We start from the raw sequence: 26,677 nt of genomic DNA on the forward strand, positions 1-26,677 counted from the left end.
AAATTAGCTTAAATTTGATAAATAAAGGAAAAAGATAAATTTAAGTACAAGCTTAAAGCTCTTTTGTGTCGCTAAATGAATATTATCGTAATAGCTTAAGGGGTATGTCAAAATCTTTGAATGGTTAATGGCAGGAGTGAGCTGCACTGCCATTGACTTAGGAGTAAACCAGACGATGTTGAATAAGTACGATTATCCAGTGCAGAGATTATGATAAAGTGGATATAGGCACGGCGAAACTTCAATAATTTCATTATTCCTCTCTATTGTATAAATATAGCTTATTGAAAGTGCCTGTTTGAGTGCTTGATGAATAGTCAAGGCAGCAACACCAGAATAGTCTGAATATTGCTGTAATAATTCAACTAATAGAAAGATGAGTGTTTTTTGTGGAAAGTTATCTTCTTTCTCTGAAGCATTTGGTATCTTACCTAGAATAAAATGTCGATTACCTAGTTTAATTTGTTCATTAAGCCAAATAAAGAATTCTGGTAGATAATCTAGTAATTCTGATCGTTCTTTATAAGATAAATTAGAGTCCTCCCATTTTAAATTGTCCTGATTCAGAACATTTATTTTTTTTATAAAAGGTTTATTTTCTAGTTCTGAATCCCTAAAAGCTTTTTGTAAAGCCATAACAATACTCCAATAATGTAAAACTAAATTGTTAAAAATGTTCCATCAGAATTATCTAAATAAATTTTCAATATTTTTCGAAATGTAATTTTCCCATTCTAAGTTATTAATTTTGCTAGCATAAATCTATAGCTTAAAATTGTTAGTTCTTAAAAAAACAACTTTAAGAAAAATTACTCTTAAGACTTATGGGCTCATCTGTTTTACCTTATTTAACTTAAAACTGTCCGATTTACTTCAAATATATGGCGAGCTCAATTCAAATAAGCTTTTAGTGATAATTCTGCTTTTGATTTTTATAGCCTTTTGCATATTTATTGCTATTCGATTTCAAATTATTTTCTAGATAAAACTAATTCATACAGTATTTTTTAATATATATGGAAAAAATACTAATAATTTTTTCCATATATGTCAATTAATACTGCTTTTTTTATAATTTACTTTAAACTTTTATATCTGTGGAAAAAATGGTATAGTAATTTGCATTTTTTAAAGAAGACTGGAAAGAACTAACTTTGAGCAAAGAGACAGACATCAACAAAATTGGAATAAATTTAAATCGAAATCTTTCTAAATTAATGGACGATAATCATATTTCTTTAAGTGTACTCCATAGAAATACAGGCATCGCTATTCCAACAATAAAAAGATTACAAACTGATCCAACAACGAACCCGACCATAACAACCCTATTGCCTATAGCAAACTTTTTTGGCATAACTATCAGCCATCTGATTAGTAATCAACTACCGACTGGAATCATAGGTTATGTAGAAAATAAAGATTACTGGATCAAAGTTCCACTTATTGAGTGGAATCAAATTATAGATTGGCTAAAACCAGAAAATCAGATCAAAGTAAATTCATATGTTTTAGTAGATATTGATGTTGGTAGAAATGATTTTGCATTAAAAGTAGAGGATAACGATTGGCCTACTATCTCTAAAGGTTCAATTTTGATTATAAATACAGAGCTTACTCCAGCACATAAAGACTATGCAATTGTATATAGAAAGGAACAACTCAAACCAATATTAAAACAAGTTCTGGTTGATGAAGAAAGAATATATTTACAATCTAACAATCCTCATTTTCAGCCTACCCTATTTGATGAAAGTTACCATTTTATAGGTGTATTGATGCAAATTAGAAAAGATACAAAAGTATAGAGGGAATTATAATGCTATCAAGAGAACCTAAAAAAATAAATCTGACATATATTATTCCATTGTCATTATTGTTCCTCACTATTTATCTTGCTGCAGACTCTGTAGCTTACAAGATGGTAGTTTTGGGGCCTTTATTAGTACCTGGGCCTCCTTGTATTTTCCCGCTTTCTTATACTGTGGCAGATATAATTGCAGAAATCTATGGTTACACACAAGCAAAGAGAATATTATTTTTAACTTTATTATTCCAATTTATATATGCCATTTTTGTTACAGCTATCCTTAAGCTTTCTTCTCCTGATTTTTGGGCAATGCAGGATGCTTATGATCAAGTATTTGGTAATCTTATGCGTTTTGTAGGTGCTGGATTTTTAGCTGTTTTAAGTAGTCACTTTATAAATATTTATGTCTTTTCTAAATGGAAAATTTTATTAAAGGGAAAATATTTTTGGATTAGAAGTATAGGGTCCTCTGCCCTCGGAGGTTTTGTCTTAGTGGCCATAATTATGATTTTTGGTTACTCAGGTACAATCGATTTTAATGCTGCAATTAAGATGTTTTTTTCAATATATATATTAGAATTACTATACGCATGTATTCTGGCATGGCCGGCTGGGTTAATTTCTGGATTTCTAAAAATTAAAGAGGGTCTGGATGTTTACGATACTCACACGAATTTTAACCCATTTAGTTTCAAATAAAAGAGGTAAATAATTATGCCGAATTACATTAAACTGCTAAATTTAGAAAGCCATCAAGAAGGGGGCTATTTTGGTTTATTTTATAAATCATCAGATAAAATAATTCCGTTTGATGAGAGATATCAAACAATAAAGTCTGATAATAAGACTCAAGGTTCTATAATTACAGAGCGTAATGCCGGTTCTTCAATTTATTTTTTATTAGAAAAAGAAGAATTCTCTGCCTGGCATCGTTTAAAATCTGATGAGATATGGCATTATTATGATGGTGGTAGCCCAATAGATATATACGTTATTGATCAAGATGGGCTGCTAAAGACCTACACACTTGGAAACCCAGGTATCGTAGCAGATGCTTCATTTCAAATTGTAATAAAAGCAGGTGAATGGTTTGCGGCAGAAGTCCGTGATAAAACATCTTTCGGTTTAGTAGGTTGTTCGGTCTCACCAGCATTTGAATATGAAGATTTTGAATTAGCGCAATCTCATAGAGAAGAGTTAATAGAATTATGTTCTACAATTCCTACTTACATAATCAATAAGTTTATTAATCCAAATATTAATAAATCAAATGATAATAGACAAGATCATAATGTTCCTTTTGCTCGAAATAGGTTAACTGCAAAAGAGTATATTCAGAAACTTAAACTAGAGCGCCATCAAGAAGGTGGATACTTCTGTGAAACGTACGCTTCAAGAGATATTGTAATGCCACAACATGTTAGATATAAGGACGAATCTACAGAAGTTTATAGGAAAGCATCTACTGCCATTTATTTTCTCTTAGACAAGCAAGAGTTTTCGGCTTGGCATTGTTTAAAATCTGATGAAATATGGCATTATTACGATGGTGGCAGTCCAATTGATATATATATTATTGATAATGAGGGTCAATTAGTTACACGTACTCTTGGTAATCCTCTTCTTACAGAAGGAGCTTCGTTTCAAGTAATTATTGAAGCAGGTTTATGGTTTGCAGCAGAAGTACGTGACAAAACATCTTTCGGTTTGATTGGTTGTATAGTTTCACCAGGGTTTGAATATAGTGATTTTTCTTTAGCTGAAAGAGATCAGCTTGCTGAAAAATATCCTGAACATACTTTTATTATAAATAAGCTAACTAGAGTTTCTCAGATTAAGCACTCTGAATTAGCCGCCCGTAAGACGCTTGGATTTTATGCTTCAACTAAAAATAATGAAGTTCCTAATTTTGTAGTTGATAACTCAAAAATAGGGTTTGAAATATAATTAAAATTACCCGCATATGCGGGTAAACTAACCCTCTAACGTCGTTTTCTTTAGTTCGAATTCAATAAGCTGAGCATCATCTTTGTCAAAATTATATATTTCATTTGATAATAAAGCTAAGTTATTGATAATTATGCTTCTTACTTTTGAACCAGGCTCAAGATATTCAATAGTATACTTAAATAATTTCGTTTCCCTGTCATATGTCCTCGCCACAATTCTTTTGCGTATGCGGCTCCTAACATCAGAAATATAACTCCGGATGATATCCTGATCACCTTTGCTGAAATTTGAGATCATAAAGGGATTATTAAGATCTTTTACAGATACTATAGGAAAGATATTTTTTCCAGATATTTGAATTCTAAAACATACCTCATCTTCTTTTTTATCACGCTCTTCTGAAATAAGTCGCAATACTGGTATTGAGGCATTAATTTTGGCGATAGCTTTATAGCTAACTCTTATCCAATTTATATATGAGTACACTTGGTTAAACATATGATTTCGCATAAACTACATCCTTTTACTGATTTTTGCATTTTACTGCTTATATATCGATAAAACAATGTCTACTCCAGCAATTCCCACTAAGTTAAATTAAGCATTGCCAAAGGCTGCACTAGACAAAAAAAATAGAATGGGTTTTTAGAGTATCATCCTATTTTTAAAAGCAAATTGATACTGCTTGAATTAAAACCAATTTTCGCTTAGCAATAGTAGGTAAGCGCTTTAGCAAAAAAGGCACGCCCTGAGCTAACTACTGTTTATCCAGCCTTGCTCAGAGGTGATCTGGATGAAGGTTCTCCAATAAAAGTGTGCAACGCTTGGCAACTGCTCCATACTCCTATTGCATAAAAAGAACGTACTCCTTCAGAGAGCGTACTTAATCGTCCTGCATGTTGTCTGGCTTTTGCTAAGTTTTACAGCAAAGCTGCTGTATTTGGTCAATTAAAAAGCCAACATCATCAACATAGTTATCACAGAACAAAGATTTTGTAATCATACCCATAATTGTGCTCGAAGCTGCACCCTAATTCTTCAGGGTATTAAAGGTTTCATTCTCGATACAACACCGAGAGCGGCCTGCTCGCATAATGTAATAGGCATTTTTTGAGGTGATAATACTCAATCCGACCACCGTGATGGTACTTTTCACAGCAGTTCTCACAATAAATTTTTTCTGAGGAGTACTGACCTGTACCGTAATTAAAGTAGGCTTTATTATTTTGTCTTAAAAAATTAATTTTAATGAGCTTAGCTGTTAATCAGTCTTTTGCCGATAGATAATTGCAGTATTGCCAATTAGTTGAATAAGCTCTGCATTTAATTGCTGGCAAAGTTCGGTAGCCATTTTCTGCCGATCCTCTTTCTCAGCGCCATTAATTTTGACTTTAATTAATTCGTGAGCGTTTAAAGCAACATCTGTTTCTGCAACAATAGCTGTAGTTAAACCCTTAGCACCCAATAAAACGACCGGTCTTAAATGATGGGCTCTAGCTTTAAGAGTTTGTTTAAATGTACTATCCACAACGAAATCTCATTTAAATGTTAAATTATTGCACGTTTTGCTGGGAAACGGTAGTAAATTTGAGTATTATAATAATAAGTTAATATGTTCTGTTCCGTATGCCTCGTTCTAAAAGCAGTAATCGTTGGTTAAAGGAGCACTTTGATGATGTTTTTGTCAAAAAGGCACAGGCAGAAGGCTATCGTAGTCGTGCTGTTTATAAATTAAAAGAAATTGATGAAAGAGAAAATATTATTAAGCCAGGAATGACTATTGTAGATTTAGGTGCAGCGCCAGGCAGCTGGACCCAATTTGTTACACAAAAATTAAATGGAAATGGAACAATTGTTGCTTTAGATTTATTGCCTATGGCTGAATTACCAGGTGTCAATTTTATTCAAGGTGATTTTCGAGAAGAAAATGTCTTTCAGCAATTAATAAATTTGGTACCCAAAAGAGGTTTAGACTTGCTTTTATCAGATATGGCCCCAAATATGAGTGGATCAAGGATAGTTGATATTCCAAGAGCAATGTATTTAGCAGAGTTAGCTTTTGATTTTGGGGATATAATGCTTAAGCCAGGTGGTGCTATGCTAATAAAGATTTTTCATGGTGCTGGGTTTGATAACCTTATTAAATTAGCCCGCCAACAGTTTAGTAAGGTAGTTATTCGTAAACCTATAGCGTCTCGCTCACGCTCGCATGAAACCTATATGCTGGCGAAGGGCTATAATTTATAGTAACTTTATTGCTTAGCGTAGAAATTCGCACATATCGAGGTTAATGTTTTGAACGACATGGTAAAAAATTTATTTTTGTGGCTTGTTATAGCTATCGTGCTAGTGTCTGTGTTTAGTAACTTTGGACCTCGCCATGGCACAACAGAAAAAATTCCTTACAGCCAGTTCTTAACAGAAATTGATCAGGGCATGATCAATTCTGTCACTGTTGAAGATAATAAAGTTATTCGAGGAACGACAAAAAATAACCAGCGTTTTGTGACCTACATCCCTATGCAGGATAATGCTTTATTAGGTCAGTTACTACAAAATAAGGTTGAAGTAAGTGGGCAAGAAAAACCTCAGGAAAGTTTCTTGCTCCATTTATTTGTAAATTGGTTTCCAATGCTCCTGCTTATCGGTGTCTGGATCTTTTTCATGCGACAAATGCAAGGTGGCGGTGGCCGTGGTGCTATGTCTTTTGGCCGTTCGCGGGCGCGTTTATTAGGCGAAGATCAAGTTAAAGTTACTTTCGCTGATGTAGCAGGTGTCGATGAAGCAAAAGAAGAAGTTAAAGAGCTAGTTGATTTTCTACGCGATCCAAGCAAATTTCAAAATTTAGGTGGCCGTATTCCACGAGGCGTATTGTTAGTAGGACCGCCAGGTACAGGTAAAACACTTTTAGCTAAGGCCGTGGCGGGTGAAGCAAAAGTTCCTTTCTTTACAATCTCGGGTTCAGACTTTGTGGAAATGTTTGTCGGTGTAGGTGCCTCGCGTGTTCGTGATATGTTTGAACAAGCAAAAAAACAAGCGCCTTGTATTATCTTTATTGACGAAATTGACGCGGTAGGAAGACATCGTGGCGCCGGCTTGGGTGGCGGTCATGATGAGCGAGAGCAAACCCTTAATCAGTTGCTTGTAGAAATGGATGGCTTTGAGGGTAATGATGGAGTCATTGTCGTCGCTGCGACAAATAGGCCAGATGTGCTCGATCCTGCTCTTTTACGTCCAGGCCGTTTTGACCGTCAAGTCGTTGTACCACTACCTGATATACGTGGTCGAGAGCAAATTCTTAAAGTTCATTTAGGTAAAGTGCCTGTTGATAAACAAGTTGAGGTATTACCTATTGCGCGTGGAACGCCAGGATTTTCAGGCGCGGATTTAGCTAATTTGGTCAATGAAGCAGCCTTATTTGCAGCACGGGCCAATAAACGTAAAGTTGGTATGCAAGAACTTGATAAAGCTAAAGATAAAATCATGATGGGTGCTGAGCGTCGCTCAATGGTTATGGATGAAAATGAGAAAAAACTAACAGCCTACCATGAAGCAGGTCATGCTATTGTCGGTTTATCTGTTCCAGAACATGATCCTGTTTATAAAGTGACTATTATTCCTCGAGGACGTGCGCTGGGCGTTACAATGTTCCTACCTGAGCAAGATCGTTATAGTCATAGTAAACGACGTTTAGAGAGTCAATTATCTAGTTTATTTGGTGGTCGTATTGCAGAAGAGCTCATTTTTGGCGCTGAAAATGTTACTACAGGCGCATCAAATGATATTATGCGTTCTACAGAAATTGCTCGTAAGATGGTAACCAGTTGGGGATTATCAGACTTAGGCCCATTAACCTTTGGTGAAGAAGAAGGTGAAGTATTCCTAGGTCGTAGTGTGAGCCATAACAAAGAGATTTCTGATAAAACTGCCCAGTTGATTGATGAAGAAGTTAATAACATTATTACCAGAAATTACCAGCGTGCCAAAGACATTCTGGTGGCTAAAATGGATATCCTACATTTAATGGCAGAAGCTCTCATTAAATATGAAACAATTGATACTAAACAAATTAATGAAATTATGTTAGGTAAACCACCTTCTCCTCCTGATGATTGGGAATCATTAAAGTCTTTTGATTCAGATAATACACCTAAATCTGATACTAAAGTCATTAATGGCAAACCTGTAGATCGTCCAGCTGAGGAACATTAGTTTTTTCTTTTAAAAATTTTCTCCGCCATTAGGCTAGGCGGAGATTTACCTTAATTAAGAAGTTGTGAGAGTTTTTAGTTATAAATCCTAATACTTTTTTAAACTTCTTTTATATTAATTAGCTTTTATCTTTTAAGTCCTGTTTCCAAATGAAGGTTATAAATGAATAATCAGCAATTTCGTAGCTGGCGTCAGCAATTAAATTTAAAAACTAACCAATATCAATCTCCTTTGATTATGGGCATCATTAATGTAACACCAGACTCATTTTCTGATGGCGGACGCTATTTAAATTTGGACCAGGCCCTAGCGCATGCACAGCGACTACTTGCTGAAGGCGCTGATATTTTGGATATTGGAGGTGAATCATCAAGACCTGGCGCAAAACCGATTAGTGTTGATGAAGAAATAGCTCGCGTAGTTCCACTTATTAAACAACTACGGCGTGAAACGGATTGTTGTATTTCTGTAGATACAACAAAGGCTGCTGTGATGCGTGCAGCTGTAGAAGCTGGCGCTGATCTAGTTAATGATATAACGGCCTTAAGGGATAAAGACGCACTTGATTTACTAGCTAAATTACAAGTTCCTGTATGTTTAATGCATATGAAAGGAATACCACAAACTATGCAAGCCTTACCGATAAGCTACAAAGATATTACTGCTGAAATTAACCTATTTTTTCAAAAACAAATTGAGAATTGTCTAAAAGCAGGAATTCAACGCAACAATATCATAATTGATCCTGGTTTTGGCTTTGGTAAAACTGTCGAGCATAACTTACACCTCATTAAGGATTTAACCCAATTTAAGCAGCATAATTTGCCTTTAATGTTAGGTGTATCGAGGAAAAGTACAATAGGATCTATTCTAAATAAAAAAGTTGATGAGCGATTAATTGGCGGCATTACACTAAATATAGTTGCTAGTTTAAAGGGGGTAGATATAATCAGGACGCATGATGTAGTAGAAACAAAACAGTCATTAGTTATGTTAGATGCTATTATGCAGGTTAATAACAATTTAAAAGGTAATAGGGAATGAGCCAACGTAAATATTTTGGTACTGATGGTATTCGTGGGCAAGTAGGGATATCAAATATTAATCCTGAATTTGTATTAAAATTGGGCTGGGCTGTAGGACGTATACTTTCGAATGGTTACCGCAATAAAATCATTATTGGTAAAGATACGCGTATTTCAGGTTATATGCTGGAGTCAGCTTTAGAAGCAGGTTTATCAGCTGCAGGAGTAGATGTTAACTTATTAGGCCCTATGCCTACGCCAGCTGTAGCTTATTTAACTCAAACTTTACGAGCTGACGCTGGTATTGTTATTAGCGCGTCACATAATTTATATGAAGATAATGGCATTAAATTTTTCTCAGCTGATGGCAGCAAATTACCTGATCATATTGAGCATGCCATTGAAGAAGAAATAGATAAGCCATTAGAAATCGTACGTTCTGACAAATTAGGTAAAGCAAAGCGTATTAGTGATGCGCCAGGGCGCTACATTGAATTTTGTAAATCTTCAATATCATCGCTAACTCGTTTAACTGGAATTAAGCTCGTAGTTGATTGTGCTAATGGCGCCACTTATCATATTGCACCTAATGTTTTTAATGAATTAGGGGCAGAGGTCATTGCTATTTGTAACGAGCCTGATGGTCTTAATATTAATCATCAATGTGGTTCAACCGCGCCAGCTGAGCTAAGAAAACAAGTTTTACACTATGGCGCTGATTTAGGCGTTGCTCTCGATGGCGATGGTGATAGAGTCATTTTGATAGATGCTGCAGGAAACCTTATTGATGGTGATCAAATTTTATATATCCTAGCTCGTGATAGACAACAACGAGGCATACTACAAGGCGGTGTAGTCGGTACACTAATGAGTAATTATGGCCTGGAAAAAGCTATATCAGCTTTAGATATTCCTTTTAAGCGAGTTAATGTTGGTGACCGTTATGTCTTGGAGACACTTAGAGAATTAAACTGGAAGATTGGCGGCGAATCTTCAGGACATATTGTCTGTTTGGATAAAACGACGACAGGGGACGGTATTATTGCTGCATTACAAGTTTTAGCTTGTATGATTATGCATGGCAAAACATTAGAAGAACTCACGCAGGGAATTGAATTATATCCGCAAGTGCTATTAAACATTAAAACACCTAATGCGTTAGTTTTAGCGAAAAACCCGCAAGTGATTGATTTAGTAGATACATTAACTAAGAAATTGAATCAAAAAGGCCGAGTGCTTTTGCGACCTTCTGGCACAGAGCCATTACTAAGAGTAATGGTTGAAGGCGAAGATAAGGAGCTCGTAAATACTTATGCTGAGCAGTTAAGGGATAATATTATGCAAATTGATCTAGATTATTAATGGTAATTTTGCGTTTGTTCTAAACAGGATGCTAAAGTGAACAACATTCATAGTGTAAAATTCAATGATTGACGCATGCTTAATCTTTAAGGTATATTTGCGACCGTTTATTATGGAGTATAAATGAGGAAGAAAATTGTAGCTGGTAATTGGAAAATGAATGGCCAGTTAGCGTCAATTGAATCGTTACTACGTGACTTACTAGAGTTATTACCAAATCCATCAGCTACAGAATGTGTTGTTATGCCACCGGCTATTTATTTACCTGTAATAAGTAGTACTTTAAATAAAAGTAATATTAAATGGGGTGCACAAAATGTATATCCCAAAGACTCAGGAGCCTATACAGGTGAGTTATCTGGGCCAATGTTGAAAGATTATAATTGTAAGTATGTTTTAGTAGGACATTCTGAACGGCGAGTCTTGTTTGACGAAGGTGAAAAATTTATTGCAGATAAATTCCACCATGTTAAAGATCATGGTATGATACCGGTCTTGTGTGTGGGAGAAACGCTAAAAGAGCGTGACGAGGGTAAAACAGAACAAGTCTTAGCTGCCCAGTTACAAGCAATAGCAATGAATAATACACATGCTTTTAGCAGCTGTGTTGTCGCGTATGAACCTGTTTGGGCTATAGGTACAGGCCATACTGCTTCTCCTGAACAAGTTCAGATGGCACATACGACTATCAGGTCCATTATTGCTGAATTTAGCGAGGATGATGCAAATACAGTTCCTCTTTTATATGGAGGAAGTGTCAATGAAAAAAATGCAAAAGCATTGTTCGCAATGCCTGATGTTGATGGTGGATTGATCGGCGGTGCATCCCTTAATGCACAGCAGTTTGTGGAAATTATTAAATGTATCAGCTAATTTTAATGATTCACGTATTAGTAGCAATTGCTTTAATTGGCCTTGTACTCATACAACATGGTAAGGGCGCCGATATAGGCGCAGCTTTTGGCTCAGGAGCATCAAATACTGTTTTTGGAAGCCAAGGAACTGGTAGCTTTTTGTTTAAATTAACAGGTGGATTAGCGCTGATTTTTTTCATAACAAGTTTGACTTTATCCTACCTTGTTTCAACGCAATATCAAAAAGCATCGCAACAAGCAATACCTCAACAAACCAGTGTACCGGAAACTAAAATTCCTGTACCGGTTGATAGCAGCAAAGGAAAACAATAATTACTTGCCGAAGTGGTGGAATTGGTAGACACGCCGTCTTGAGGGGGCGGTAGCGCAAGCTGTGCCGGTTCGAGTCCGGCCTTCGGCACCAATCTTAAGCGAAATGAAACTATGCTATCACAATATTTGCCAGTACTTGTTTTTATTGTTATCGCCATAGGTTTAGGCGTAGCTTTATTTTCAGCTGGTGCTCTGCTTTCTAAGCATGCGCCAGATCCAGCTAAGAATGCCCCTTATGAATGTGGATTTAATGCTTTTGAAAGTTCTCATATTCCTTTCGATGTAAGATTCTATTTAGTTGCTATACTATTTATTATATTTGACTTAGAAACAGCTTTCTTCTTTCCATGGGCTTTAGTTTTAAGAAAGATTGGATGGTTCGGTTTTTCGGCAATGATGATTTTCCTAGGCTTATTAGTAATAGGCTTTATATATGAATGGAAGCGGGGCGCTCTTGAATGGGAGTAGACACCTTTCGAAATCGTTTCTTTGGCTTTATACTTAGTTAACTGTGTTTGCATCCTCTTTTAATTGCTTATAAACTGCAGCATTTATGCTGAGGCATAGTTTAAAACTAAATGAGCTGGCTTCGAAACCCATATTTTAGAGTGAGCATAGTTACGAAATAAGATTTTTCTAGAGGCTTCTATGGCAGTTGCAGAATTGCAAAAAAAAGGCTTTATCACTACCTCAATTGACCAATTAGTGGGATGGGCGCGTAGTGGTTCAATGTGGCCGATGACATTTGGTTTAGCGTGTTGTGCTGTTGAAATGATGCACGTGGGCGCTTCTCGCTATGATTTAGATCGCTTCGGTATAATTTTTAGGCCTAGTCCTAGGCAATCTGACGTGATGATCGTAGCAGGAACGCTTTGTAATAAAATGGCACCCGCATTACGTAAAGTCTATGATCAGATGCCAGAGCCCAGGTGGGTTATCTCTATGGGCTCTTGTGCTAATGGCGGTGGCTATTATCATTATTCCTATTCAGTTGTCCGGGGTTGTGATCGGATTGTACCTGTAGATGTATATGTGCCTGGCTGTCCACCTACAGCTGAAGCACTCTTATATGGCATAATCCAGCTTCAGAACAAAATTAAGCATAAATCTGTGATTGAAGTTTAGATTAGGACAGTAAAATCAGATGACAAAATTAGCAGTTTTAACGGAAAGTATTAAAAACGAATTAAATGGCAAAATAGCTTTAATTTCTACTGAGTTTGATGAAATTACACTAGAAGCAGAGGTAGCTAACCTCAAATTTGTATTAAATACCCTAAAGACTAATGAATTATTTGCTTGTGATCAGCTAATTGATCTCTGTGGTGTAGATTATCTGCACTATGGTTTATATGACTGGGAAACCCAAGAAGCAACAGAATATGGATTCTCACGTGGCGTTGAACGATTTGAATCGAGGGCTTATGTTATGGATAAACCTCGATTTGCAGTCGTTTATCATTTATTGTCTACAACACTTAATCATCGTATTCGGGTTAAAACATTTGTAGAGGAACAACATTTAATTGTTCCCTCAGTACATGACTTATGGAAAGTTGCTAATTGGTTTGAGCGCGAGGCCTATGACTTATATGGTATTTTGTTTGAAAATCATCCTGACTTAAGACGTATTCTTACGGATTATGGATTTATTGGTTATCCCTTTAGAAAAGATTTTCCACTCAGTGGCCATGTTGAAATGCGTTATGATGCTGCTACACAAAAAGTGATTTATGAGCCAGTCGATTTAGAGCCTCGAGTCCTTGTTCCTAAAGTAATACGTAATGATAATCGCTATTTTGATGTGAAAGGGGTGGTTAATGATTGAACTTAAAAATTACACACTCAATTTTGGGCCACAACATCCTGCTGCGCATGGCGTTCTACGTTTAGTATTAGAACTCGAAGGGGAAACCATAGTAAGAGCTGATCCCCATATAGGTTTACTACACCGTGCTACTGAAAAACTGGCAGAGACCAAACCCTATCTCCAAAATGTTGGTTATATGGATCGCCTTGACTATGTGTCCATGATGTGTAATGAACATGGCTATATTTTGGCCATTGAGAAATTACTAGGTATTGAGCCCCCAATTCGAGCCAAATATATCCGCACGATGTTTGATGAAGTAACTCGAATATTAAATCACTTACTATGGATGGGCGCCAATGCGCTTGATATTGGCGCAATGACCGTTTTTCTATACTGTTTTCGTGAGCGAGAAGATTTATTTGACTGCTACGAAGCGGTTTCAGGTGCACGTATGCATGCCAAATATTATCGTCCTGGCGGCGTTGCCCGTGATTTACCTGATAGCATGCCAAAATACAAACCTTCTCGTTGGCATAGTGATCGGGAAGTAGATAAAATGAATCAGGATAGAGAAGGCAGTTTATTAGACTTTTTATGGGCTTTCACAGAACGTTTTCCTAAACGGGTAGATGAATATGAAACGTTACTAACTGATAATCGTATTTGGAAACAACGCACAGTTGATATAGGTATTGTTTCGCCTGAAAATGCATTGCAATGGGGATTTACAGGTCCTATGTTACGTGGCTCTGGCATTGCTTGGGATCTACGTAAGAAGCAGCCCTATGCTGCTTATGACCAGATGGAATTTGATATTCCAGTAGGAAAGACAGGCGATTGTTATGATAGGTATTTAGTTCGCGTAGAAGAAATGCGTCAGTCCAATCGTATTATTCGTCAATGTATAGAATGGTTAAGAGCAAATCCAGGGCCTGTAAGAGTTAATGATCATAAGATAACACCGCCCAACCGGGCTGAAATGAAGCATGATATGGAAGCTTTAATTCATCATTTTAAACTTTTTACAGAAGGCTTTTGTTTGCCGCGTGGTGAAGTTTATGCAGCCGTAGAAGCGCCTAAAGGTGAATTTGGTATCTATTTAGTGTCAGATGGTGCAAATAAGCCCTATAGAATAAAGATTCGTGCGCCTGGTTTTGCTCATTTATCAAGTTATGATGAAATGGTTAAAGGACATATGCTAGCAGATGGCGTGGCAATTTTGGCGAGTCAGGATATTGTATTTGGGGAGGTAGATCGGTAATTAGTAATTACTTGTCTACTTTAAAGTTAATTAAAATTAAAACGGCAAAACTAGCTTCTAGGCTAATAGTATATTTATCATTTAATAATAGAGCGATGATGTATAGTATTGACTTAATATGTAATCAGAGCTACTACATTCTTGAAATATAATTATAAAGAATTGAATTAAGTTTTAGCGCTAGGTTTTGTTCAATATTAAAGAAACTGAAAATTAACTGTAATGCTTAATATTGGCTAATAGTCAAATGCTAGGTTAAATATTTTTAAGGTTAAAATATGTCTCAGAATTCAGCAAAACTACTTTGTCAATTTTTAACTCCTGAGCGAATAGCAGAAATTGATAGTTGGATAGCAAAATACCCGCCTGATGAAAAGCAATCTGCGGTTATGAGTGCCTTGCATATTGTACAAGACCAGTACGGTTACTTGACACCCGAGTTAATGGATGCTGTTGCTGATTATTTAGATATGCCTGCGATTGCTGTATATGAGGTATCTACTTTTTATTCGATGTATGAACATAAACCAACAGCTCGAAATATAGTTAATGTCTGCACCAATATTTCATGCCAACTAAGAGGTTCGGCAGAAGTGGTTGACCATTTACAACAGAAGCTTGGGATAAAATTAGGCCAAGTTACAGCTGATGGGCGTTTTACTATTCGTTCAGTTGAGTGTTTAGGTGCATGTATCAATGCGCCTATGATGCAAGTGAACAAGGATTATCACGAAAACTTGACCAAAGAGAAAATTGATCAGGTTTTAGAACAATATTCGTGAGTGAGGTCGTAGCGATGATTCAACTAAATCAAGTGTGTTACCGAACGCTTCATCTTAAAGAGCCGTGGACATTAAAGTCTTACGAAAGTTTAGAAGGATATAGTTCATGGCGACGTATTTTAGCTGAACAAACGCCGCCTCAACAAATTATTGATGAATTAAAAACCTCCGCTTTACGAGGCCGAGGTGGTGCAGGGTTCCCAACAGGGCTTAAATGGAGCTTTATGAATCGCAACTCACCTGTACAAAAGTACGTGGTTTGTAATTCAGATGAAGGTGAACCTGGTACTTGCAAAGACAGAGATATTCTTATTTATAATCCGCATCAATTAATAGAAGGTATGGCTATTGCTGGTTATGTCATGGGAGCAACCGTTGGTTATAATTATATTCGCGGCGAATTTTGGCTACCATTCCAGCATTGTGAACGAGCTCTAAAAGAAGCCTATGACGCAGGTTTATTAGGTAAAAATATTCTTGGTAGTGGAATTGATTTTGATTTGTATAACCATTTAGGCGCTGGTGCTTATATATGTGGTGAAGAAACTGCTTTATTAAATTCACTGGAAGGTCGTAAAGGAATGCCTCGCTTCAAACCACCTTTTCCTGCTAACTACGGATTATATGGCAAACCTACAACAATTAATAATACGGAAACCTTTGCTTCTGTGCCGGTTATTTTAGAAAGAGGCGGTGACTGGTTTTTAAAACTGGGTAAGCCTAATAATGGTGGTACTAAGTGCTTTAGTGTGAGTGGCCATGTCAATAAGCCAGGGAATTTTGAAATTCCACTCGGTACCCCTTTTAAAACACTATTAGAATTAGCTGGCGGCATGCTTAATGGTAATCGTATTAAAGCTGTCATCCCTGGGGGAACATCAATGAAAGTATTGCCAGGGGATGTTATGATGCAGCTTGATATGGATTATGACAGTATTCAAAAAGCAGGTTCAGGATTAGGTTCAGGGGCAGTGATTGTTATGGATGAAACAACATGTATGGTTGATGCCCTTTATCGGATTTCTGAGTTTTATATGGATGAATCCTGTGGTCAATGTACGCCTTGTCGTGAGGGTACAGGTTGGATGGTGCGCTTAATTCATCGTATCCGACATGGTCATGGTGAACCTGGAGATATTGAGAAATTAGTTAATGTTGCTGATAAGATTGAAGGCCGTACGATTTGTGCACTAGGAGAAGCAGCAGCTTGGCCTGTGCAGAGCTTTGTGAAACATTTCTATCATGAATTTGATTATTTCATCAAGCATAAACGCTCAATGATTGCGGCATAATTGATAAGGTTTAAAAATGGCTACTATTGAAATTGACGGAAAAACGCTAGAAGCGGAAAACGGTAAAATGATTATAGAGGTTGCCGATGACGCAGGCATTTATATTCCTCGTTTTTGCTACCATAAAAAGTTATCAATAGCGGCAAATTGTCGGATGTGTTTAGTTGAAGTAGAAAATGGCCGCAAACCTGTCCCAGCTTGTGCTACACCCATTACTGATGGTATGAAGGTGTTTACAAAATCAGAAGAGGCGGTTCGCTCTCAACAAGCCGTTATGGAGTTTTTATTAATTAATCACCCACTAGACTGCCCCATTTGTGATCAAGGCGGCGAGTGTGAATTACAAGATATTTCATTGGGCTTTGGCTATTCAAATTCTGAATACGAGGAAACTAAGCGAGCCGTTGTAGATGACAATTTGGGAACCTTAATTGCAACTGAAATGACTCGCTGTATTCATTGTACTCGATGTGTACGATTTGGTACTGAAATAGCAGGTGTTCGTGAGCTTGGTGCTTTAGGACGTGGTGAAAAGATGCAAATTGGCACGTTCATAGACCATAGCATGACCTCAGAAGTATCGGCTAATGTTATTGAACTATGTCCTGTAGGAGCCTTAACGTCTAAACCCTATCGTTTCAAGGCTCGACCTTGGGAGCTTATACAACATGACAGTGTTGCGCCGCATGATTGCTTAGGGTCAAACGTTCATTTGCATGTAAGAAGTAATGACCAGCTAATGCGAGCTGTTCCACGTGAAAATGAACAGATTAATGAAATGTGGCTTTCAGATAGAGATCGCTTTAGTTACTTAGGTTTAATTGGGCCAGGTCGCGCAGCAAATCCTTTAATTAAAAAGGATGGACAATGGGTAGAAGTTGATTGGCCAACTGCCTTAAAATTTACGGCTGAAGGGATTAGTCGTATTATAAAGCAATACGGCGCAGAACAGTTTGCTGCTTTTGCTTCGCCTTCTTCAACGTTAGAGGAATTTTATTTATTACAAAAGTTGATGCGTAATTTAGGTGTTAACAACCTTGATCATCGGATTCACCAAACGGATTTTAGTGATCAGGATAATTTACCTGTCGTAGTAAATAATACCTTAACGTATGCTGAGTTGGAAAAACAAGCGCATATTCTTTTAATAGGTTGTAATATTAACCGAGAAGTGCCTTTAGCTAGTACGCGTATTCGTAAAGCTTATCGAGATGGTGCAAAAATTTATGCAATTAATTCAGTTGATTACGATTACCACTTTGTCGTAGATACTAAAGAAATCGTCTCTCCCTTAGAAATACCTCAGCAAATTGCTCAAGTGTTACTGGCAATTTCACCTGATATTTCGCAATTTTCAAAAGAAGTACAGCGATTATTGATTGGACTTAATCCTAGTGAAAATTCACGAGCAATAGGGGATGGTCTAAAGCAATCACAGTCTGTGATTGTTTTAGGAGCAATTGCTGAGAATCATCCACATGCAGCATTAATAAGAACGCTAGTCTATGCTATAGAGCAATTAACTGATGTGAAGGTAATTCGTTTTACAACAGGTGCAAATACTGCAGGCGCTCAACTGGCAGGCATGCTGCCACACCGTGGGGCTGCAGGTAAAATAATAGATAATCCTGGCTTGGATATTCAAACAGCGTTGGATAATAAACTTAAAGGTTATTTTTTGCTTGGTCTTGAACCTGGTTTTGATTTCGCTAATCCTTATGGGGCTCGTCAATCCATGTTGGGCGCTGAATTTGTAGTGATGCTCTCAGCGTTTAGTCATGATTCTATGAAAGATTATGCAAATGTCATATTGCCTATAGCACCCTATGCTGAGACATCAGGGACTTACATTAATATTGATAATATTTGGCAATCAGTTAAAGGTGTATGTAAACCATTTGCACAAGCCAGACCTGCTTGGAAAGTACTTAGAGTTTTAGGAAATTTATTAGATTGTGAAGGTTTTGAATATACTTCTTCAGAAGAAGTACTAAATGAAATTAAAACACACGTAAATATGATGAGTGAGATAAAATATCAACCTTATTACCCTGAGTCTTTGCCTGTGTTAAATCAGCAGTTAGTTCGAATTGGAGAATGGCCACTTTATCGCAGTGATTATATTGTTCGTAATGCAGAAGCGTTACAGCACTGTGCTGCTGCTGATCCTGTTTGTATTAGAATTCACCCAGAAACCGCTAACCGCTTGAAGTTAGATAATGTTGCTACTGTTTCTCAAGGAGATATTGAGATAACATTGCCACTTGAACGCGACGAACGGATAGCTTTAGATGCAGTCTGGGTCGTAAATGCAGTACCAGAAACGTTAGATTTAGGGCATTCATTTGCAGCAATCACCATTAAGCGCTAAATAGGTAAGAACATGCTTCATGATATTAGCATTTTGATTTGGATTATTATTAAAATCCTAGTTATTGTAGTTCCATTATTGCTCGTTGTAGCCTATTTAACTTTTGCAGAGCGTAAAGTTATTGGTTACATACAAGCGCGTGTGGGCCCTAATCGTGTTGGACTAAAAGGATTATTACAACCCTTTGCTGATTTAATTAAACTGATACACAAAGAAATTGTAGTTCCTAATAAGTCTAATAAATATTTATTTGTTATTGCGCCTTTATTTGCATTAGCGCCGGCGCTTGCTGGGTGGGCTGTGATACCTTTTAGCCAAGGACTTGTTTTATCCAATATAAACGCTGGCGTCTTACTTATCTTTACCCTAAGCTCTTTGGCAGTTTACGGGGTATTAATTGCTGGTTGGGCATCTAATTCTAAATATGCAATGTTTGGCTCTCTACGAAGTGCAGCACAAACTGTTTCCTACGAAATAGCTATGGGATTTGCTTTTGTAGGCGTATTACTTGCTGCTGGTAGTATGAATTTAACTGATATTGTTCTCTCTCAAAAAGGTGGAATTTGGCATTGGTGGTTTGTGCCTTTGTTTCCTCTGTTTGTTATCTTTTGGATTGCAGCTCTCGCAGAGACTAACCGTGCGCCGTTTGATTTAGCAGAGGGAGAGTCAGAAATTGTAGCGGGTTTCCATGTTGAATATTCTGGTATGGGCTTTATGATTTTTTTCTTAGCAGAATATGCAAGTATGGTATTAATCTCAACAGTAATCTCGCTTCTATTCCTAGGCGGTTGGTTGTCACCTTTTGAAGGTATTCCAATTTTAGGCGATATTTTCTATGTGGTTCCAGGTTTTGTGTGGTTGTTGATAAAAATTTCATTTTTTCTTTTTGTTTATCTATGGGTACGTGCCACACTTCCTCGCTATCGATATGATCAATTAATGCGTTTGGGCTGGAAAGTTTTAATTCCTGTAACTATTGTATGGGTTATTGTTACTGCTTTAATGGTATTGGCACAGCTAAAACCGTGGTTTAATTAGTAACTGAGTAAATTAATGAAAAACATATACCGAGTCATAAAATATTATATTCGTAGCTTTCTACTCCTAGATATATTGGCGGGTTTAAAACTAACAGGAAAATACTTTTTTAAGAAAAAAGTAACTATCCAATTTCCCGAAGAAGCGACGCCAATTTCTCCCCGTTTTCGTGGGCATATGTTAGCGCTAAGACGCTATCCAAATGGTGAAGAGCGTTGTATAGCTTGCAAATTATGTGAAGCTGTTTGTCCTGCCTTGGCCATTACGATTGAGTCTGAAGAACGGGCAGATGGTTCAAGACGTACAACGCGCTATGATATTGATGCCTTTAAATGTATTTATTGTGGTTTGTGTGAAGAGTCGTGTCCTGTCGATTCAATCGTGTTAACACCTATACAGCATTACCATATTAGTGAGCGTGGCCAAAATATTATGACAAAAGAAAAGCTCTTGGCCATTGGTGATTTGATGGAAAAAAGACTCGCTTCCGATCGGGAAGCTGATAAAGAATGGCGATAATGGGGTAATGATGGGAAATTTATTAGTTCAAGTAATTTTTTACGTCTTTGCAGCGCTTGCTTTGTTCTCTGCAATCATGGTCATTACACAAAATAATCCTGTTCGTTGTGTTTTGTTTCTCGTTTTAACATTTTTTGCAAGTTCAGTACTGTGGATTTTATTAGAGGCAGAATTCTTAGCGTTAATTTTAGTATTAGTTTATGTAGGCGCGGTTATGACCCTATTTTTGTTCGTCGTTATGATGTTAAACATTGATACAGAGTCGCTAAAGTCACACTTTGCTAGGTACTTGCCATTTGGCATGATTTTAGTTGCGCTACTTGTTGGGTTATTGCTAATTGTTTTACCGGATACATGGTACACGCAAGCTGTCGCGCCATTTGTACCTGCCGCTCAGCCTATTGATTTACATAATATAGCAGATGTAAGCGCGCTGGCGAAAAGATTGTCAAATACAGAACAGATAGGCATGGTTCTTTATACTGATTATGTCTTAGCGTTTGAGTTAGCAGCAGTTCTCTTACTGGTTGCTATTATTTCAGCTATAACATTAGCGCACCGTGGTATTATACGTTCGAAAAGACAAGATATTAAAAAACAAATTATGACTCGACCTGAGGATAGGGTTAGACTTGTTTCGCTAAAATCTGAAAAATAAGTAGCAGGAAAACTCATGATACCAGTTAATCATTACCTAATCTTAGCTGCCCTTTTATTTGGCCTAAGTTTAGTTGGCATTATGCTAAATCGAAAGAATATTATTCTTCTTCTTGTTTGCATTGAATTAATGCTCTTAGCAGTCAATACAAATTTTATTGCTTTTTCCCATTATTATAATGGAATAGCAGGTCAAGTTTTCGTTTTCTTTATTTTAACCGTTGCTGCTGCTGAGGCCGCAATTGGCTTAGCTATTGTTGTGTTGCTTTATAGAAATCGAGGCAACATTGATATCGATAAAATGAATCATTTAAAAGGTTAATAACGTGCATATTCAACAACTATGTCTTTTACTTGTTCTTGCTCCGCTTATTGGCTCAATGGTTGCTGGGTTTTTTCGTAATCAAATTGGGCGTGTTGGTGCTCACACCGTAACCATTGCTGGTGTTGGTATTTCATTTATTTTATCTATTATCGTAGCTACGGCTATTTTTACTGGTCAAGCTGATGACTTGAACGCCAATCTTTATACATGGGCGAGTGGTGGCGCTTTTTTTCCTTATGTTTTTCATATTGGTTTTCTTATTGATCCTCTCACGTCTGTGATGCTAGTAGTCGTTACATTTGTATCCTTGCTTGTGCATATCTACAGTATTGGCTATATGGCTGATGATGACGGCTATCAACGCTTTTTTAGCTATATCTCGCTATTTACTTTTATGATGTTAATGTTAGTAACAGCTAACAATTTTCTTCAACTGTTCTTTGGATGGGAAGGCGTAGGTTTAGTTTCTTATCTGCTTATTGGTTTCTGGTATACAAAAGAGTCAGCTATAGAAGGTAATTTAAAGGCTTTCTTAGTTAATCGGGTTGGTGACTTTGGCTTTGTGTTAGGTATAGGATTAATTCTTGCCTATACAGGCAGTTTAGATTATGAAACCGTTTTTAGAAGTGCTAAGTTTTTAGCTGGCCAATCTATTCAGCTTTATAGTGGTTATAGTTGGTCATTACTTACAGTAATCTGTATCCTACTGTTTATTGGTGCAATGGGTAAATCAGCACAAGTACCGTTGCATGTTTGGTTGCCTGAATCGATGGAAGGCCCTACGCCTATTTCTGCGCTCATTCACGCTGCTACCATGGTTACTGCTGGCGTGTTTATGATTGCTCGTATTTCGCCCATGATTGAATTTTCAAATACTGCGCTAAGTGTTGTTTTAATTATTGGTGCTACTGGTGCTCTTTTTACCGGTATTCTTGCCATTGTTATGAATGACATTAAGCGCGTTGTTGCTTATTCAACTTTATCCCAATTAGGTTATATGATGGTTGCTATGGGCGCCTCAGCCTATAGTGCTGGTATATTTCATCTGTTAACTCATGCTTGCTTTAAGGCATTATTATTCTTAGGCGCAGGCTCAGTTATTATCGGCATGCACCATGAGCAAGACATGCGTAAGATGGGTGGCTTGTGGCGAAAAATGCCAATTACTTATGTGACTTTTATTATAGGCAGCCTTGCTTTATGTGCTATTCCCCCTTTTGCAGGGTTTTATTCTAAAGATACGATTATTGAAGCAGCTAAATTGGCCACTGTCCCAGGCGCGCGCTATGCTTATTTTTGCGTTACTCTAGGCGCTATGGTTACAGCACTTTATACTTTTCGTGCTTTGTTTATGACATTTCATGGTCAGCCGCGTATGGATGATCATACATGGTCACACCTGAGTGAATCACCAGCTGTTGTATGGATACCTTTAGTTCTTCTGGCTATCCCTTCAGTGATTATTGGTTATATATTGTATATGCCCATACTGTTTAATAGACCCTCACTCTTAGACAAATCATTATTTGTTTTACCAGAGCACAATGTATTAGCTGAGTTAGCGCATGAAGTAACATCGCCCTTAATGAGTGCAATTCATTCTCCGCTAACACTTACTTTTTGGGTCACTTTAGCTGGTATTTTCCTAGCATGGCTTTGTTATATTGCTTTTCCAAATACGCCTGCGGTCTTGGCAAAGAAATTCTCAGGAGTTTATAAGCTGCTTTTAAATAAATATGGCTTTGATACATTCAACGATAGAGTTTTTGTACGTGGCTCTAGGGCGCTAGGACGCCTATTTTATCGAGGTGGCGATCAAACTTTAATTGACGGTTTCTTTGTTAATGGGACTGGTCGTATGGTACGCTGGGTCGCTGGAAAAGGACGTGCGCTGCAAAGTGGGTATCTATATCATTACGCTACTGTCATGGTATTGGGTCTGTTTGTCTTTTTATGCTGGTTGTTACTTGGCTAATAGAAGGTGAGGAAATGCATTATTTGCTTAATTTATTAATCTGGTTACCTATTATTGGCGGAATATTTGTATTTTTGACTGGTGATGATAAAAACCCAAATAATTCTCGCTTTTTAGCATTATTTACTATTTTGCTAACCTTAATTCTTTGTATTCCTTTAATAATTGGGTTTGATCCTAATTTAGCTGGTATGCAATATGTAGAAGAATTACCTTGGTTGCCTGCTTTTGGTATTAATTATACCCTCGGTATTGATGGCTTATCATTGATAATGATTGTACTTAGCGTTTTTACTAATTTAATTGTTGTTTTAGCAACGTGGGACAGCATTCATAAACGCGTAGGTCAGTATTTAGCTGCGTTTTTGATTATGCAAGGCTTCTTAGTCGGTGTATTTTCAGCGACAGACTCAATTGTATTTTATATCTTCTTTGAAGCAACCCTTATACCCATGTATCTTATTATTGGTATTTGGGGTTCTGATAATCGAGTTTATGCTGCAATAAAATTTTTCCTCTTTACCTTCTTAGGTTCAGTTTTAATGCTAGCTTCTTTTATTTATCTTGGATTTCAAGCAGGTTCTTTTAAAATTGAAATGCTTTATGCTGCTAACTTGACTATGACAGCACAATTATTAATTTTTATCGCCTTTTTTCTCGGCTTTGCAATTAAGATACCAATGTTTCCTGTTCATACTTGGCTTCCTGATGCACATACTGAGGCCCCAGCGGGTGGATCAATTGTGTTAGCAGCGATTTTGCTTAAGTTAGGTGGGTATGGATTTATTCGTTTCGCGCTTCCTATTGTACCTGACGCTTGTCGTTATTTTGCGCCAGTCATGATCGCTTTATCTTTAATAGCAGTTGTCTATATTGCGCTAATTGCAATTATTCAAAAAGATATGAAGCGGTTAATTGCTTATTCTTCTATTTCACACATGGGATTCGTAACGCTAGGATGTTTTGCTATCTATGCAATTGCCAGCCATTCCGGTTTAGCCAATGCAGGTTTAATCCTTGAGGGCGCTATTGTTGTAATGATTTCGCATGCCTTTGTTTCAAGCGCGATGTTTGCAGGTGTTGGGTATCTCTATGACCGTATGCATACTAGACAGTTGAAGGATTTTGGTGGAATTGTAAATACAATGCCAATTTTTGCTTCATTTTTCATGCTTTTTGCTATGGCTAATGCGGGATTACCAGGAACTTCGGGCTTTGTAGGTGAATTTATGATTATTCTTGGGAGCATCAAAGCTAATTTTTGGATTGCTTTCTGGGCTGCAACAACCCTAATTACTGGCGCAGCTTATACCTTATGGATGTACAAACGAGTGATATTTGGCAGAGTGGCAAATGAGAAAGTTGCTGCTTTAAAAGATTTATCTGGTTTTGAGTTAAGTGCTTATGTGTTACTGGCATTGATGGTTCTAGCAATGGGCATTTATCCAAAGCCGATACTTAATTACGTGCACCAATCTGTCAGTTACACACTGGCCCAAGCTGATAAATCTAAATTATAATGGCAGGTTAATTACATGATTTCACTACTCGATAACCTTAATTTTGCTTTCCCCGAAATAATAATTTTAATCACTGCATCGATTGCTTTGTTAGCTGATTTATTTTTTAGGCACCATTATAAAAATATCACTTTATCAATTAGCTTAATTGGGCTCGCTTTAGCTGCACTAACTAGCTTTATGTTGCTTGGAAACTTTAAAATTCTTATTTTAAATGGTTTATTTATTAGTGATGATGTTGCCCAGTTGATGAAAATTTTTATCGCAATTAGTGCATTTATCTGTTTTGTTTATTCAAGTGCTTATATTGATGAGCGCCAAATGCCAGCAGGTGACTACTATATTCTTGGCTTATTTTCGACTTTAGGAATGATGGTACTTGTTTCAGCTCATTCACTATTGACTATCTATTTAGGGTTAGAATTATTATCTTTACCTCTTTATGCTATGACAGCTATAAGAAGAACAGATAGCGATGCTGCTGAGGCTGCTTTAAAATATTTTATTATGGGCGCGATAGCTTCTGGCATGCTACTTTATGGGTTTTCTCTCCTCTATGGTGCTACTGGCAAATTAGATCTACTTGATATTGCTAATGCTATCGCCGTTAATTGGAATCAGCAACATATGCTTATTTCCTTTGCCTTAGTATTTATTATTGTAGGAGTAGGCTTTAAGCTAGCTGCTGTACCTTTTCATATGTGGGCACCCGATGTCTATCAAGGGGCGCCCACTTCAGTAACTCTGTTTATTAGTTCTGCACCTAAAATTGCTGCGTTAGGGATGGCCTTAAGGCTACTTACTATTGGTTTAGTTAATGTGGCTCCCCAATGGCAACAAGTGATTTTAGTTATGGCCCTTTTATCTACAGCAATAGGTAATTTTATCGCTGTGAGTCAAACTAATATTAAGCGACTTCTTGCTTATTCAGCCATTGCGCATGTTGGTTACACATTATTTGGCATATTGGCTGGCAGTGCGGCAGGTTATGCTGCAGCAACCTATTATATTCTTGTGTATTCTTTAATGACGATTGCTGCTTTTGGGTTTATTGTCTTACTTTCAAAAAACGGCTTTGAAATTGAAGAAGTAAATGATTTACGAGGACTAAATAAGCGTAATCCATGGCTAGCATTTATGATGTTAATTGTGATGTTTTCAATGGCTGGCGTTCCGCCAACGGTAGGTTTTTTTACAAAATTACTTGTTTTAAAAGCGTTAATTGACGTCGGTATGACGTGGGTGGCCGTATTAGGGTTAATTTTTGCTGTAGTAGGTGCTTACTATTATATTCGGATTGTGAAATTCATGTATTTTGATGAGCCTGCTGAAACATCCGAGGTATTTTTCTCAAGATCATCTACTTTTATCTATTCCCTAAACTGTTTGTCTCTTTTATTTTTAGGTATATTTCCTTCCGGCTTAATCAATGCTTGTATCAATGCCTTTACAGTATAGGAAATAATAGACTTCTTCGGAAACTCTACTACAGAGGCGCATTGCTTCGTCAATACGGTGCTCGAATCCTCATGTACTCATGTTGTACACTCCGGTTCTGCGCGCCGTGTCTTCTCGCAC

The 26,677-nt window shown here is 37.1% G+C and carries 26 protein-coding genes and 1 tRNA gene; 24 read left to right on the plus strand and 3 right to left on the minus strand.

The window, feature by feature from the left end; all coding sequences use genetic code 11:
- Positions 1 to 192: 192 nt before the first annotated feature.
- Positions 193 to 636 carry a hypothetical protein gene (locus ACQUW5_RS04780; RefSeq protein WP_444990075.1) on the minus strand — a complete coding sequence of 148 codons (444 nt, stop codon included), beginning with the start codon at positions 634 to 636 and terminating at the stop codon, positions 193 to 195.
- A 518-nt stretch (positions 637 to 1,154) separates the two neighbouring features.
- On the opposite strand from ACQUW5_RS04780, the gene ACQUW5_RS04785 reads away from it, so the two are divergent.
- From ACQUW5_RS04785 to ACQUW5_RS04795, 3 genes are read left to right on the plus strand one after another with little or no spacing between them, the layout of a single operon-like run.
- The gene (locus ACQUW5_RS04785) at positions 1,155 to 1,808 is read left to right on the plus strand and encodes a S24 family peptidase (RefSeq protein ID WP_444990076.1); all 654 of its coding nucleotides are present in this window, start codon (positions 1,155 to 1,157) and stop codon (positions 1,806 to 1,808) included.
- Positions 1,809 to 1,819: 11 nt separating this feature from the next.
- Positions 1,820 to 2,509 (plus strand): queuosine precursor transporter, encoded by a 690-nt coding sequence (locus tag ACQUW5_RS04790; protein ID WP_444990077.1) that lies wholly within the window; start codon positions 1,820 to 1,822, stop codon positions 2,507 to 2,509.
- Positions 2,510 to 2,524: 15 nt separating this feature from the next.
- Positions 2,525 to 3,757: a cupin domain-containing protein gene (locus tag ACQUW5_RS04795; protein ID WP_444990078.1), complete on the plus strand. Its 1,233-nt coding sequence runs from the start codon at positions 2,525 to 2,527 to the stop codon at positions 3,755 to 3,757.
- A gap of 27 nt (positions 3,758 to 3,784) precedes the next feature.
- Here the strand turns inward: ACQUW5_RS04795 and ACQUW5_RS04800 are convergent, their stop codons facing one another.
- Complete coding sequence (locus ACQUW5_RS04800) at positions 3,785 to 4,270, minus strand: hypothetical protein (protein WP_444990079.1); 486 nt, start codon at positions 4,268 to 4,270, stop codon at positions 3,785 to 3,787.
- A gap of 751 nt (positions 4,271 to 5,021) precedes the next feature.
- Positions 5,022 to 5,288 (minus strand): ribosome assembly RNA-binding protein YhbY, encoded by a 267-nt coding sequence (gene yhbY / locus ACQUW5_RS04805; RefSeq protein ID WP_444990080.1) that lies wholly within the window; start codon positions 5,286 to 5,288, stop codon positions 5,022 to 5,024.
- 98 nt (positions 5,289 to 5,386) lie between these two features.
- Between yhbY and rlmE the strand changes: the two genes are divergently transcribed.
- The 21 genes from rlmE to nuoN all read left to right on the plus strand — a co-directional run bounded on the left by rlmE (position 5,387) and on the right by nuoN (position 26,557).
- Positions 5,387 to 6,007 carry a 23S rRNA (uridine(2552)-2'-O)-methyltransferase RlmE gene (gene rlmE, locus ACQUW5_RS04810; protein WP_444990081.1) on the plus strand — a complete coding sequence of 207 codons (621 nt, stop codon included), beginning with the start codon at positions 5,387 to 5,389 and terminating at the stop codon, positions 6,005 to 6,007.
- Between the two features lie 57 nt (positions 6,008 to 6,064).
- Entirely contained in the window at positions 6,065 to 7,972 is a 1,908-nt protein-coding gene (ftsH, locus tag ACQUW5_RS04815) for an ATP-dependent zinc metalloprotease FtsH (RefSeq protein WP_444990259.1), read from the plus strand.
- Positions 7,973 to 8,134: 162 nt separating this feature from the next.
- A complete protein-coding gene (folP, locus tag ACQUW5_RS04820; protein WP_444990082.1) occupies positions 8,135 to 9,016 on the plus strand; it encodes a dihydropteroate synthase in 882 nt (293 codons plus the stop codon).
- Positions 9,013 to 10,359: a phosphoglucosamine mutase gene (gene glmM / locus ACQUW5_RS04825; RefSeq protein WP_444990083.1), complete on the plus strand. Its 1,347-nt coding sequence runs from the start codon at positions 9,013 to 9,015 to the stop codon at positions 10,357 to 10,359. The genes folP and glmM overlap by 4 nt, the downstream gene beginning before the upstream one ends.
- A 123-nt stretch (positions 10,360 to 10,482) precedes the next feature.
- A complete protein-coding gene (tpiA, locus tag ACQUW5_RS04830; RefSeq protein ID WP_444990084.1) occupies positions 10,483 to 11,232 on the plus strand; it encodes a triose-phosphate isomerase in 750 nt (249 codons plus the stop codon).
- Positions 11,220 to 11,546, plus strand: coding sequence for a preprotein translocase subunit SecG (gene secG, locus ACQUW5_RS04835; protein ID WP_444990085.1), 327 nt, complete (start codon positions 11,220 to 11,222; stop codon positions 11,544 to 11,546). Before tpiA ends, secG begins: the two co-directional genes overlap by 13 nt.
- Positions 11,547 to 11,552: 6 nt before the next feature.
- Positions 11,553 to 11,637, plus strand: a tRNA-Leu gene (locus ACQUW5_RS04840).
- Between the two features lie 20 nt (positions 11,638 to 11,657).
- Positions 11,658 to 12,014 (plus strand): NADH-quinone oxidoreductase subunit A, encoded by a 357-nt coding sequence (locus tag ACQUW5_RS04845; RefSeq protein ID WP_444990086.1) that lies wholly within the window; start codon positions 11,658 to 11,660, stop codon positions 12,012 to 12,014.
- A 180-nt stretch (positions 12,015 to 12,194) separates the two neighbouring features.
- Positions 12,195 to 12,671, plus strand: a complete 477-nt coding sequence (locus tag ACQUW5_RS04850) for a NuoB/complex I 20 kDa subunit family protein (protein WP_444990087.1) — start codon at positions 12,195 to 12,197, stop codon at positions 12,669 to 12,671.
- Positions 12,672 to 12,690: 19 nt separating this feature from the next.
- Positions 12,691 to 13,374 carry an NADH-quinone oxidoreductase subunit C gene (locus ACQUW5_RS04855; protein ID WP_444990088.1) on the plus strand — a complete coding sequence of 228 codons (684 nt, stop codon included), beginning with the start codon at positions 12,691 to 12,693 and terminating at the stop codon, positions 13,372 to 13,374.
- A complete protein-coding gene (locus ACQUW5_RS04860) occupies positions 13,367 to 14,620 on the plus strand; it encodes an NADH-quinone oxidoreductase subunit D (RefSeq protein ID WP_444990089.1) in 1,254 nt (417 codons plus the stop codon). Before ACQUW5_RS04855 ends, ACQUW5_RS04860 begins: the two co-directional genes overlap by 8 nt.
- Before the next feature lie 278 nt (positions 14,621 to 14,898).
- Complete coding sequence (gene nuoE / locus ACQUW5_RS04865; RefSeq protein WP_444990090.1) at positions 14,899 to 15,402, plus strand: NADH-quinone oxidoreductase subunit NuoE; 504 nt, start codon at positions 14,899 to 14,901, stop codon at positions 15,400 to 15,402.
- Between the two features lie 14 nt (positions 15,403 to 15,416).
- Positions 15,417 to 16,694, plus strand: a complete 1,278-nt coding sequence (gene nuoF / locus ACQUW5_RS04870; protein WP_444990091.1) for an NADH-quinone oxidoreductase subunit NuoF — start codon at positions 15,417 to 15,419, stop codon at positions 16,692 to 16,694.
- A 16-nt stretch (positions 16,695 to 16,710) separates the two neighbouring features.
- Positions 16,711 to 19,065 carry an NADH-quinone oxidoreductase subunit NuoG gene (gene nuoG, locus ACQUW5_RS04875; RefSeq protein ID WP_444990092.1) on the plus strand — a complete coding sequence of 785 codons (2,355 nt, stop codon included), beginning with the start codon at positions 16,711 to 16,713 and terminating at the stop codon, positions 19,063 to 19,065.
- A 12-nt stretch (positions 19,066 to 19,077) separates the two neighbouring features.
- Complete coding sequence (gene nuoH, locus ACQUW5_RS04880; protein WP_444990093.1) at positions 19,078 to 20,103, plus strand: NADH-quinone oxidoreductase subunit NuoH; 1,026 nt, start codon at positions 19,078 to 19,080, stop codon at positions 20,101 to 20,103.
- Between the two features lie 15 nt (positions 20,104 to 20,118).
- Complete coding sequence (gene nuoI / locus ACQUW5_RS04885; RefSeq protein WP_444990094.1) at positions 20,119 to 20,622, plus strand: NADH-quinone oxidoreductase subunit NuoI; 504 nt, start codon at positions 20,119 to 20,121, stop codon at positions 20,620 to 20,622.
- A gap of 10 nt (positions 20,623 to 20,632) precedes the next feature.
- On the plus strand, positions 20,633 to 21,280 hold the full coding sequence (locus ACQUW5_RS04890; protein WP_444990095.1) for an NADH-quinone oxidoreductase subunit J: 648 nt from the start codon (positions 20,633 to 20,635) through the stop codon (positions 21,278 to 21,280).
- A gap of 15 nt (positions 21,281 to 21,295) precedes the next feature.
- Positions 21,296 to 21,601 (plus strand): NADH-quinone oxidoreductase subunit NuoK, encoded by a 306-nt coding sequence (nuoK, locus tag ACQUW5_RS04895; RefSeq protein ID WP_444990096.1) that lies wholly within the window; start codon positions 21,296 to 21,298, stop codon positions 21,599 to 21,601.
- A 4-nt stretch (positions 21,602 to 21,605) separates the two neighbouring features.
- A complete protein-coding gene (gene nuoL, locus ACQUW5_RS04900; protein ID WP_444990097.1) occupies positions 21,606 to 23,579 on the plus strand; it encodes an NADH-quinone oxidoreductase subunit L in 1,974 nt (657 codons plus the stop codon).
- A 14-nt stretch (positions 23,580 to 23,593) separates the two neighbouring features.
- Positions 23,594 to 25,099, plus strand: coding sequence for a complex I subunit 4 family protein (locus ACQUW5_RS04905; RefSeq protein ID WP_444990098.1), 1,506 nt, complete (start codon positions 23,594 to 23,596; stop codon positions 25,097 to 25,099).
- 15 nt (positions 25,100 to 25,114) lie between these two features.
- Positions 25,115 to 26,557: an NADH-quinone oxidoreductase subunit NuoN gene (nuoN, locus tag ACQUW5_RS04910; RefSeq protein WP_444990099.1), complete on the plus strand. Its 1,443-nt coding sequence runs from the start codon at positions 25,115 to 25,117 to the stop codon at positions 26,555 to 26,557.
- The last annotated feature ends 120 nt before the right edge of the window (positions 26,558 to 26,677 follow it).

The sequence above is a fragment of the Legionella pelazae genome, assembly GCF_052527395.1.

What these genes read in the sequence shown, in the direction of transcription:
- ACQUW5_RS04780 (WP_444990075.1), bottom strand. Translation starts at nt 636, where the DNA reads ATGGCTTTACAAAAAGCTTTTAGGGATTCAGAACTAGAAAATAAACCT.
- ACQUW5_RS04790 (WP_444990077.1), top strand. Translation starts at nt 1,820, where the DNA reads ATGCTATCAAGAGAACCTAAAAAAATAAATCTGACATATATTATTCCA.
- ACQUW5_RS04795 (WP_444990078.1), top strand. Translation starts at nt 2,525, where the DNA reads ATGCCGAATTACATTAAACTGCTAAATTTAGAAAGCCATCAAGAAGGG.
- ACQUW5_RS04800 (WP_444990079.1), bottom strand. Translation starts at nt 4,270, where the DNA reads ATGCGAAATCATATGTTTAACCAAGTGTACTCATATATAAATTGGATA.
- rlmE (WP_444990081.1), top strand. Translation starts at nt 5,387, where the DNA reads ATGCCTCGTTCTAAAAGCAGTAATCGTTGGTTAAAGGAGCACTTTGAT.
- ftsH (WP_444990259.1), top strand. Translation starts at nt 6,065, where the DNA reads ATGGTAAAAAATTTATTTTTGTGGCTTGTTATAGCTATCGTGCTAGTG.
- folP (WP_444990082.1), top strand. Translation starts at nt 8,135, where the DNA reads ATGAATAATCAGCAATTTCGTAGCTGGCGTCAGCAATTAAATTTAAAA.
- glmM (WP_444990083.1), top strand. Translation starts at nt 9,013, where the DNA reads ATGAGCCAACGTAAATATTTTGGTACTGATGGTATTCGTGGGCAAGTA.
- tpiA (WP_444990084.1), top strand. Translation starts at nt 10,483, where the DNA reads ATGAGGAAGAAAATTGTAGCTGGTAATTGGAAAATGAATGGCCAGTTA.
- secG (WP_444990085.1), top strand. Translation starts at nt 11,220, where the DNA reads ATGTATCAGCTAATTTTAATGATTCACGTATTAGTAGCAATTGCTTTA.
- ACQUW5_RS04845 (WP_444990086.1), top strand. Translation starts at nt 11,658, where the DNA reads ATGCTATCACAATATTTGCCAGTACTTGTTTTTATTGTTATCGCCATA.
- ACQUW5_RS04850 (WP_444990087.1), top strand. Translation starts at nt 12,195, where the DNA reads ATGGCAGTTGCAGAATTGCAAAAAAAAGGCTTTATCACTACCTCAATT.
- ACQUW5_RS04855 (WP_444990088.1), top strand. Translation starts at nt 12,691, where the DNA reads ATGACAAAATTAGCAGTTTTAACGGAAAGTATTAAAAACGAATTAAAT.
- ACQUW5_RS04860 (WP_444990089.1), top strand. Translation starts at nt 13,367, where the DNA reads ATGATTGAACTTAAAAATTACACACTCAATTTTGGGCCACAACATCCT.
- nuoE (WP_444990090.1), top strand. Translation starts at nt 14,899, where the DNA reads ATGTCTCAGAATTCAGCAAAACTACTTTGTCAATTTTTAACTCCTGAG.
- nuoF (WP_444990091.1), top strand. Translation starts at nt 15,417, where the DNA reads ATGATTCAACTAAATCAAGTGTGTTACCGAACGCTTCATCTTAAAGAG.
- nuoG (WP_444990092.1), top strand. Translation starts at nt 16,711, where the DNA reads ATGGCTACTATTGAAATTGACGGAAAAACGCTAGAAGCGGAAAACGGT.
- nuoH (WP_444990093.1), top strand. Translation starts at nt 19,078, where the DNA reads ATGCTTCATGATATTAGCATTTTGATTTGGATTATTATTAAAATCCTA.
- nuoI (WP_444990094.1), top strand. Translation starts at nt 20,119, where the DNA reads ATGAAAAACATATACCGAGTCATAAAATATTATATTCGTAGCTTTCTA.
- ACQUW5_RS04890 (WP_444990095.1), top strand. Translation starts at nt 20,633, where the DNA reads ATGGGAAATTTATTAGTTCAAGTAATTTTTTACGTCTTTGCAGCGCTT.
- nuoK (WP_444990096.1), top strand. Translation starts at nt 21,296, where the DNA reads ATGATACCAGTTAATCATTACCTAATCTTAGCTGCCCTTTTATTTGGC.
- ACQUW5_RS04905 (WP_444990098.1), top strand. Translation starts at nt 23,594, where the DNA reads ATGCATTATTTGCTTAATTTATTAATCTGGTTACCTATTATTGGCGGA.
- nuoN (WP_444990099.1), top strand. Translation starts at nt 25,115, where the DNA reads ATGATTTCACTACTCGATAACCTTAATTTTGCTTTCCCCGAAATAATA.